Origin of the sequence: Streptomyces fuscigenes (genome assembly GCF_021556455.1) — a bacterium.
GTDB classification, from domain to species: Bacteria; Actinomycetota; Actinomycetes; order Streptomycetales; family Streptomycetaceae; genus Streptomyces; species Streptomyces fuscigenes.
This window is the reverse complement of record NZ_JAKGCV010000698.1, coordinates 1-1,884: the sequence shown is the minus strand read 5'-3', so window position 1 is coordinate 1,884 and position 1,884 is coordinate 1. Positions and strand designations below refer to the sequence as shown.

2 protein-coding genes are annotated in these 1,884 nt (G+C 74.5%); one reads left to right on the top strand and one right to left on the bottom strand.

All coding sequences use genetic code 11. The features are described 5' to 3' along the window. Positions 1-438 (bottom strand): hypothetical protein (locus L1885_RS27875; RefSeq protein ID WP_235799922.1); only part of this gene is annotated, 438 nt, incomplete at its 3' end. Between the two features lie 347 nt (positions 439-785). Between L1885_RS27875 and L1885_RS27870 the strand changes: the two genes are divergently transcribed. Beyond that, positions 786-1,565, top strand: coding sequence for an HAD-IIA family hydrolase (locus L1885_RS27870; protein WP_235799921.1), 780 nt, complete (start codon positions 786-788; stop codon positions 1,563-1,565). Positions 1,566-1,884 lie beyond the last annotated feature (319 nt).

The following is a 1,884-nucleotide window of genomic DNA, read 5'->3' as shown; positions in this document are numbered from 1 at the left end:
GGAGGCAGCGGTACCCCCGCCACCCGCGTGCACGGGCGCGTAGGGTGCGGCATCGCCCTGGTCCCGGCCCTGCCGGTCCGGCCCGGCGCCGGCGACCTGGAGGCGGCCCGCCCTGCCGTGCTCGCGGCCGTCGCACCGCACGCTGATGTCGTAACGTCCGGCGGCCGTCGCGGACTTGACGGTGAGGTCGCCGTACAGGGCGCCGCGCGAGCCGCTGACGGTCACGGCGCGGACGAACGCGCCGGACGAGACCGTGGCCCGGCCGTCCTCGCAGCCCTCGACCGTGACCCGTACCCGCGCCTGCGCCGCGACGACGGTCCGGCCCACGGTGGCGGTGACGCCGTCCTGCGCCCGGGCGGCCGAGGCTCCGGCGACCGGGGCGGCGACGCATATGGCGGCCGCCGCGACGGCACGGAGAGCGAGCAGTCGTGAACGCATCGTGTACCTCCTCCTGAGAGGAAGACTCACCCGCGCGGAGCCCTTCCGCATCCGCTGAGCGCCGCCGCCTCACCCGTTCGGCCCTGGCCGCACGGCGCCGGCCTGCGCGTTCGCCGTTTCGGGAGCATCGCGGACGCGACCGGACAGGAAGGGCGTCCCCAGCGAAGGCCGTGCGGCCGGCCGGGTCCCCGGCGAAGGCCGCGAGTGTCCGGCAGGGGGCCGCCGCCACGCCCCGGACGGACGGGCGGGCGCGGCCGCACAGGGGGCGCGCCTCGGGCGGCGGGGCGTTCCGCGCCCTATGGGATGATCGCAGCGTTCACGCCGCGCACCCGCAGGAGACTGTCCCCATGACCCAGCGCAAGCCCATTGAATCCTGGCTCACGGACATGGACGGCGTCCTGATGCACGAGGGCGTCCCCGTGCCGGGGGCCGACACGTTCATACAGCGCCTCCGCGAGTCGGAGCGCCCCTTCCTGGTCCTGACGAACAACTCGATCTACACACCGCGCGACCTGTCCGCACGCCTCAGCCGGATCGGCCTGGACGTCCCCGCGGAGAACATCTGGACGTCGGCGCTGGCGACCGCCACGTTCCTCCAGGACCAGCACCCCGGCGGCTCCGCCTACGTGATCGGCGAGGCGGGGCTGACGACGGCCCTGCACGACGCCGGATACATCCTCACGGACGCGGACCCGGACTTCGTGATCCTGGGCGAGACGCGGACCTACTCCTTCGAGGCGCTGACGAAGGCGATCCGGCTGATCAACAAGGGGTCCCGGTTCATCGCCACGAACCCCGACAACACCGGCCCGTCGGCCGAGGGCGACCTGCCCGCCACCGGCTCGGTCGCGGCCCTGCTCACCAAGGCCACCGGCAAGGACCCGTACTTCGTGGGCAAGCCGAACCCGCTCATGATGCGCACCGGCCTGAACACCATCGGGGCCCACTCGGAGTCGTCGGCGATGATCGGCGACCGGATGGACACGGACGTCCTGGCCGGGCTGGAGGCCGGGATGGAGACCTTCCTCGTGCTCACGGGCCTCACAAAGCCGGGCGACGTCGAGAAGTACCCGTACCGGCCCACCCGGATCGTGGACTCCATCGCCGACCTGGTCGAACTCGTCTGATCACCCGCGGGCCGCTCCCCCGCGCCGGGTCACCCGGGCGCGGCAGGGCGCGGCACGGCAGGGCCGATGCGTGGCTCTGCGCCGCGCCGCCTTCCGCCACTCCGCCCGCGACTCCGCTTCCGTGCCGGCGGCCCCTCCGTTTTCCGCTCCCCGTGCGCGTCCCGTTTCCGCTCCCCGTGCGCGTCCCGTCGCGGTTCCGCTTCCGGCCCGGTGCGAGCGCGCCTGCGGACCCGCCGGGCCGCCCGGCGCGAGCCCGCAGCAGTGTGTTCCAGCGGGGCGTGCGGGCACCGCCGGCACGCGTTGGGGGTACGTGCCGACG

Bases quoted from the DNA above. Each gene is read 5' to 3' on its own strand.
- L1885_RS27870 (WP_235799921.1), top strand. From the start codon at position 786: ATGACCCAGCGCAAGCCCATTGAATCCTGGCTCACGGACATGGACGGC.